General features: G+C 40.6%; 8 protein-coding genes. All 8 read left to right on the top strand.

Annotation, left to right across the window (positions count from 1 at the left end; translation table 11 throughout):
• On the top strand, positions 1-949 hold a 949-nt coding region (dnaX, locus tag IIB50_02620; GenBank protein MCH7529987.1), incomplete at its 5' end, for a DNA polymerase III subunit gamma/tau.
• A 92-nt stretch (positions 950-1,041) separates the two neighbouring features.
• Complete coding sequence (locus IIB50_02615; GenBank protein MCH7529986.1) at positions 1,042-3,321, top strand: hypothetical protein; 2,280 nt, start codon at positions 1,042-1,044, stop codon at positions 3,319-3,321.
• Between the two features lie 22 nt (positions 3,322-3,343).
• Positions 3,344-3,877, top strand: a complete 534-nt coding sequence (locus IIB50_02610) for a hypothetical protein (GenBank protein ID MCH7529985.1) — start codon at positions 3,344-3,346, stop codon at positions 3,875-3,877.
• A 12-nt stretch (positions 3,878-3,889) separates the two neighbouring features.
• Positions 3,890-4,174, top strand: a complete 285-nt coding sequence (locus IIB50_02605; GenBank protein MCH7529984.1) for a GIY-YIG nuclease family protein — start codon at positions 3,890-3,892, stop codon at positions 4,172-4,174.
• On the top strand, positions 4,171-5,691 hold the full coding sequence (locus tag IIB50_02600) for a HAMP domain-containing histidine kinase (GenBank protein ID MCH7529983.1): 1,521 nt from the start codon (positions 4,171-4,173) through the stop codon (positions 5,689-5,691). Before IIB50_02605 ends, IIB50_02600 begins: the two co-directional genes overlap by 4 nt.
• Positions 5,692-5,721: 30 nt before the next feature.
• Complete coding sequence (locus IIB50_02595; GenBank protein ID MCH7529982.1) at positions 5,722-6,267, top strand: hypothetical protein; 546 nt, start codon at positions 5,722-5,724, stop codon at positions 6,265-6,267.
• Between the two features lie 168 nt (positions 6,268-6,435).
• A complete protein-coding gene (locus IIB50_02590) occupies positions 6,436-6,849 on the top strand; it encodes a response regulator (protein ID MCH7529981.1) in 414 nt (137 codons plus the stop codon).
• A gap of 29 nt (positions 6,850-6,878) precedes the next feature.
• Positions 6,879-7,250, top strand: coding sequence for a response regulator (locus IIB50_02585; protein ID MCH7529980.1), 372 nt, complete (start codon positions 6,879-6,881; stop codon positions 7,248-7,250).
• Positions 7,251-7,455: the final 205 nt, after the last annotated feature.

The raw sequence follows: 7,455 nt of genomic DNA, 5'->3' as shown, positions 1-7,455 counted from the left end.
TGAGGGTGCGCTCAAACAAAACAATATAGCCCATGCGTATCTTTTTTCTGGTTCACGCGGGACAGGGAAAACAAGTGTAGCGCGGATTCTCGCAAGAAAAGTTGGATGTACAGACAAAGATTTATACGAAATAGATGCGGCATCTAACCGTGGAATAGATGATATACGCGAATTGCGCGAAGCGGTACACACTCTACCGTTTGAATCTCCATACAAAGTCTACATAGTGGATGAGGTACACATGCTCACGACTCCTGCATTCAATGCATTACTCAAGACACTAGAAGAACCACCACGACATGTGTTGTTTGTGCTTGCCACCACCGAGCTCCATAAATTGCCCGAAACAATTGTTTCAAGATGTCAAAGTTTTGTATTCAAAAAACCGAGTATGCCAGTACTCAAAGAAATGGTAAAAAAAATTGCAAAAAAAGAAGGATACAAATTGGAACAATCATCAGCCGATTTAATATCCTTACTTTCTGAAGGTTCATTTCGTGATGCTCAAGGAATTTTGCAAAAAATCATTGCTTCATCAAAAGATAAGAATATAAGTTTAAAAGAAGTTGAGAGGGTAACAGGAGCCCCGGGAAGCACCCTCGTAAATAGTATAATTTCCGCTGTTGAGGAGAAAGACCTTGGAAAAGGACTTAAAGCAGTGCACGAGGCGTCTGAAAATAATATAGATATGAAGGTTTTTATTAAAATGATACTTCAGAAAGTTCGAGCAGTGCTTTTATTGCGCTATGCACCCGAGATGAAAAAAGACATTGAAGAACAATTTTCTAGTGAAGATTTTGCTTTTATAGAGGAATTTAGTAAAGATAAAAAGTCATCAATAAACTCCAATGTATTACGAGAACTTCTTGACGCTTATGATTTGGTGGGGATGTCCTATATTTCACAGCTACCACTTGAACTTCTTCTCGTAAAACTTCTTAAAGAATAGCAAGACTGAGACTCGTTGAATTATAGCTGTGTATAGCCACCAGTCGTTGCTCTCTACAATATTGTATAATAAACGTATCACACTGTTTTTTTATGACAGCAGCGTTTTTAGGCTTTAAACATTTATATTTGAATCTGGCGCGATGGACAGCTCCTGCTCTTTTGGTCGTGGTGATTTTTCTCTTTCTTCTGCCCCAATCAGTATCTGCTGGGGCTGTCTCTATTACACTGCCAAATGGTGGCGAGTGTTTAACTGTTGGTGTTTCATATGATGTCACTGCAAGTTTTGACACCAACCATAGTGCAATCTATTACAAGAATGATGGAACACAACCAATACATTTAGATTCTTCACTTATCAAACATCCGCTAAGAAAACTGTTTTATAAATGGACACCGGGAAGCGGTGATATTTCGGAAACCGGTCGTATTTGGATTGAAGGCCATCTTACCAACCATGCTTCAACCGGTGATTGGGATGTTTCTGATGCCGACTTTGCGGTTCGCGGTAACTGTGGAGGAGATGGTGGAGGAGATGGTGGAGGAATCAGTGGAGGTGGTGGTCCTGCAGCATATCATCCTGAAGTTGCCATAACAGCTCCACTAAGAGGGGATGTATTTGGGACCATTGTTCCTATAACATACGAGGCGACAGATAAAAATGATGAGTTTGAGCGTGCATGGCTTGGTTTAAGCAACTCCTCGGTTTCTATATATTATATTGTCGGTTCCGATATCAGGCGGCGAAACTTTATTGTGGGCGGACTTACCGCGACCGGAACATATAACTGGAATGCAGAAGGATTGCCAGAGGGAGATGACTACAGAGTTATCGTGCGTGCAGTTGATAATGTGGGAGAGAAGGGAGAGGCAGTATCTCCTGCGTTCTCAATTGATTATGCGGTTCCTTCCATTGATGTGTACGCAACCGGTGCTGTTATTAGATGGCAGACCGACAATTCAGCCTATTCATTTGTTGAGCATGGGACGACAAGTAAAGAATATACATCAACGACTCTATCGTCGTATCCCAATCTTGCAATCGAGCAGTATGCATTACTACAAAACCTCACAGCAAGTACCACATACTATTTTCGCACGGTCATAGGAGCAACACTTGATGAAAAGATTCGTTCTCTTGAGTACTCGTTTACCACCCTTGTACCCGAGAATACAACGCGTCCAATACCACCTAATGGTGTTTTTGGTGCGGGTGGAGAAACAACAGCACTTCTGTCATGGCGGCTACCCACTGACGTGAACTATTTAGAAACTGTAATCGTACGAAGGATAGACCGATTTGCGAAACATGTAAAAGATGGAAATGAAATAAATATTTCCACAAGCACACTTCCATATTATCGAGATAGCGCACTAAAATTGGATACGAAGTACTACTACTCAGTTTTTCACATCAACACAAACAGAGATATCTCACTTCCAGTGGCGATATCGATTACTACCAAAAGAGGAGTAGAAGAATTACCACTTCCCATGGGGGGGGGAAATACCTCAACACTTTCCCGTATTCACTCCCCGTCTGTTGTGGCAGGAGAGAGTAGTGTTATGATTCGGTGGACTAATCCCGATAACCAAAACTTCGTTGGTGTGCATATAGTTCGCAACGATGAGTCACTCCCAGGCAATCCATTTGATGGAGATACCGTATTTCGGGGGCGGACAGAAAGTACGATAGACAGCGGTCTCATTTCAGACACTGCTTATTTCTACGGACTGTTTGCATTCGACTGGGAAAATCTGTTTTCTCCTGCCGCATTTATTTCTGCAAAAACGACCATTCCATTCGTACCTCTAGTGATAGGGGTGGCAACTACTACCGCAACAACAACACCAAGCATATTAGTATCAGCCACAAATTCACCCTCCCAAATTTTCGAAGAAAACTTGGGAGGGCAAGCAACAGAAGGCATGGATTCTGAAGAATTGGCAATCAGTACCAATATTAAAGCAATAACCATACAGAACCTCATTGACGGCGTTAATACAGAAATACAAAAACTTATGGATAAAATAGAAAAGATGTCACTTCAGACAAAACTTAATGTTAAAGGAGAAGTGCATACGATACGCATTGATACTGATGGTTTTAGTCCACAAAACATTACCATAGCATCAGGCGACACTATTTTATGGATTAACGATGGTTTAGAGTTTGCATGGCCAGCGTCTGATTTACATCCTACACACAGTCTTCACCCAACGACAGGAGGGTGTTCTCACAGTGGATTTGATGTATGCCGAGGAATGAAAATCGGAGAAGAGTTTTCTTTTACTTTTAACGAACCTGGGGCATTTGGTTATCACGACCACACATTTCCAGCCTTTGAGGGAAAAATTATTGTCACCGAGTAGGATATACTATAGTTAAAATTCTATGAATCAAACATTTATCTTTATCATATCAGTAATTGTTATCGTAGGAGCTGGGGTTTCGATTACTCTGTTCCATACACCTTCTGATATACCCGATAGAACCAACAATACTTTTACTGAGACCGCAGTTCCTGTAGAAGAAACGAAACCGCCTGAAGAGAAAAAAGTAGTAGAGCCAAAACCAACCCCAACGCCAAAACCAACCCCCACGCCCAAACCCACAATTCCAATTTTACAAAGCCCAAAAGAGTATATTATTGAAATTCACAGCTTCACCGACTGGCGACCGTCAAATATCACAATTTTTGTGGGAGATACCATAACCTTTGTCAACCTTGACGACGAATTGCACTGGCCAGGTGCTGATCCGCATCCGACGCACAGCTCACTTCCATTATTTGATGCACTCGGCGGCATTTCAAAAGGACAAAGTTATTCACATACCTTTACGATGTATGGGATATATGGACACCATGACCATCTACCTGATGATCCACCTACACTTGGGTTTATTACAGTTCTACCGCGAGAATAATATTCTAGTTGCATGAATCCCGTTAGAGACAACAAAAGCTGGCATACTTACATACTTTTAAATAAGAAAGATGGTAAGTGGTATACTGGAAGTACGGATGACTTACGGAAACGCTTTAAAATACATAATGACGACAGAACAACATCAACCAAAAACAGAGGACAATTTCAAATCATGTATTATGAAATGTGTCTTGGAGAAAGAGATGCAAGGTCGAGAGAATTATATCTTAAATCTGGCATGGGTAAGCGCTATGTAAAAAGTAGATTAAAGCGTTTCCTATCTCTAACGGGATGAAATTTCCACATCTAAGTATCTTCTTACAGTTCATACTGCTCGGTACCATTGTGTTTATTGCGCTTGGTGTGTTTCTCTCTACCCTTATTGCGCCGGCACTCAAGACATTCATTCTGGATCAGCGTGAGCTTGACTCCGTTGTCTTTGCCAATCGTCTCGCGGCGGACATTTTGAGTCCGGAGGATTTTGCACGACCAGCCATTGATGAGGAACACATCGCCCGGTTTGAACGATTTACTACTCTTCTACAGGTTCCAGGCTTATTTAGAATCAAAATTTGGAATCCTGACGGAACAATTATATATTCAAATGAACAGCGACTCATTGGAGTAAAGTTTCAACTTTCTGAAGGAGTTATAAAAGCACTTTCGCTTGAAGCCTCGGCCAAGATAGAAATATTTAATACAAACGATCCTCATCATAAATATGAATTGCAGTTTGTTGAGGGACTGGAGGTCTATGCACCAATTACCTTTGGTAATTCTGCGGAAGTGATTGGTGTCATTGAAACCTATTCACGAACCGGCTTTATAAATCAACAGATTAACAAACTGAAGACGCTCTTTACCCAAAGGGTGGCACTTTCCCTTGTTATTATGTTTGCAGTTCTATCATTTATAGTTTGGCGTGCCTCGCGCACGGTGGATTTGCAGGGACGAGAACTTTCAAAATATGCAAGCGGACTGGAGAAAATGGTAGACACTCGTACAAGAGAATTGAAGGAAACAACGCAGCGTGAAATTGATAAGGCAAACGAATTGGTGAAATTGAAAGACCAATTTGTCTTTGTTGCGGCACATGAGCTACGCACACCGGCGAATGCCATCAAGTGGGGATTGAGTGCGATAGAATCAAAACATCCTGAAATTGTTAAGGAGGAAAAGGAATCGTTTGATATCCTGCGCAATAGCAATGAGCGTTTATTATTTTTAGTGCAAGATATTTTAAATGTTGCGCGGATTGAGGGTAAAACGCTTCAACTTAAACTTGCAAACATATCTGCTGTGAGTGCGATTACTGACGCAGAAGCAGAGGTGAAAAGTATGGCAGCAGAGCGCAGTGTTGCCATAGAAAACACGGTGAAGCAGGACACTCCGGCTATAGTCGGAGATGAGATGCGTTTGAAAGAGGTACTTGTAAATCTCCTTACGAATGCCGTAAAGTATGGTAAAGCGGGAGGTGTTGTTACCATTTCCTCTGAAGTGAAAGACGATTCTGTTATATTTCATGTCGCAAACGAAGGTATGGGTATCAGTCCGCAACACCAAAAGCACATTTTTGAAAAATTCTGGCGTGCAAAAACATCACAAGATATTGAAGGCACTGGTCTTGGGCTATTCATTGTAAAGCAGTTGGTAGAGCTCATGTCAGGGGAAATTTGGTTTAAATCAAAACCTGGGGAGGGCACAATATTTTCTTTCTCACTCAAAACAGCCGGTTCTCCTGCAGGGAAGAAAGTTCTGGAAGTGTCATTACAAGATAAGGAAAGTAAAGCAAGTGAGACAAGAAAGACATAATTTGTTTATACTTCTATAATAAAGCTATATATGAGACATCAACTTTTAATCTTTCACTTTACTCTTGCACTATTGTTTGTGCCATTTATTTCTACTGCATCGGCTCATGTACCGTTTGGAGTGTATGCCGGAACGCACGCTGTGACGTTTGTTCCCGATCCCGGTTCACAGTTGTTGGGCGAGACGGTTAATATGTCATTTTTTTTGCGTGACTTGCGTGGCAACTTTCCAACTGAAACATATGTCATTGAAGTGGTGATACAAAAAATATTATCTAATGACAGAGAACAACATATACAGACTCTTATACCAAGAACAAAATCACCCGGAATCTATACAACAAAATATTATTTTGAAGAAGCTGGAAAGTATAGAATAGAGTTTCTATTTAACAAATTAGGTGAGCCGGATATCGTACGGGACGCTATTTTTGATTTGGAGGTGCGGGATGTTGGTTCACTTGGCTTTTCGTACCCAATGATGTTTTTGATCTCACTCTTTGTTTCTGTGGCTGCGTTCTGGAGCGGTATGTTGTTTCATCGTCATAGGGATGAACATATGCCACATAATGAGTAATTGGGATTGATTGTGGCGCCACAAAGTGCCGTATGATACAATTGAGCCGTTATGGATCCCGTTAGTAATCACGGACACAGAAACATAATATGTTAAAAAAATTGATTATCGGCAGAAGTTTAATATTTAGGCAAGGATTGAATCAGTCCGTGTCCTATTACTAACGGGATGGATACACAATCCGAACAAGAGTCAACAGGGGGAGCCGAAACAAAGAAGATTCTTATCGTTGAAGATGATAAGAGCTTGCGAACTCTGTTAACTGATATTCTAAAGAAAGAGAATTTTGAAGTATTCAACGCAGAGGACGGTGTTCAGGGGATTGAAATTGCAAAAGAGAGAAATCCCGATCTCATTCTTCTTGACCTTGAAATGCCTGGTATCGGAGGCCTCACTGTTCTAAAAAAATTGCGCAGCGATGACAGGACAAAAGATATTTCTATAATTGTACTTACCAATAGTGCAGATGTCGAAAATATCAGCGAAGCAATGAGTGGAGAAGTATTAACATATTTAGTTAAAACTGACTGGGAATTGCCAGATGTGGTTGATAAGGTAAAAGAAACACTAAAGATGAAGTAATCTTTCTATTATTTTTTTGTATTGTAGTCATGGATATAAAAAAGATTCTTATAATTGAGGACGACACAAACTTGCAATCTCAACTTGCGGGGGTGTTTAAAGATGATGGGTTTCAGGTAACACTTGCCGGCGATGGTGGGAAAGGGCTTATGTTGGCGCTTGTTGAACATCCTGATATGATTTTACTTGATATTATACTGCCAAAGATGGATGGTATTACTATGCTCAAAAAACTTCGAAAGGATGAATGGGGGAAAAATGTTCCAGTAATCATTCTCTCAAACTTGGATACTGTGGAAGATTTGAGCAAAGCCATGGAGGGTGGCGCATTTAAATATCTTGTTAAGACAGACTGGGAGCTAAAGGACATTGTCATAAAAGTCAAAGAGGCACTCAAGTAGTAGCCAAAAAAATGGAAAAATAAAATAAAAAGCGCTTGGGCGATTGTCTCGGGCGCTTTTTTATTGCTAAAATTATTGAAAAAAGAGAAATTTCTTGACGAAAATAACGCTTTGGGGTGTGGTAAAAAGGTCATTGACACACTATATGTCGGGATTATACTCAGAGATAGTAAGAACCTCTTATTATTAGAGAAGGTGAAGGAGT

This window comes from Patescibacteria group bacterium, from assembly GCA_022560785.1.
Taxonomy (GTDB): Bacteria; Patescibacteriota; Minisyncoccia; order Phycocordibacterales; family JADFSL01; genus JADFSL01.
Note: the sequence above shows the minus strand (reverse complement) of the source record. Positions and strands in the feature narration are given on the sequence as shown.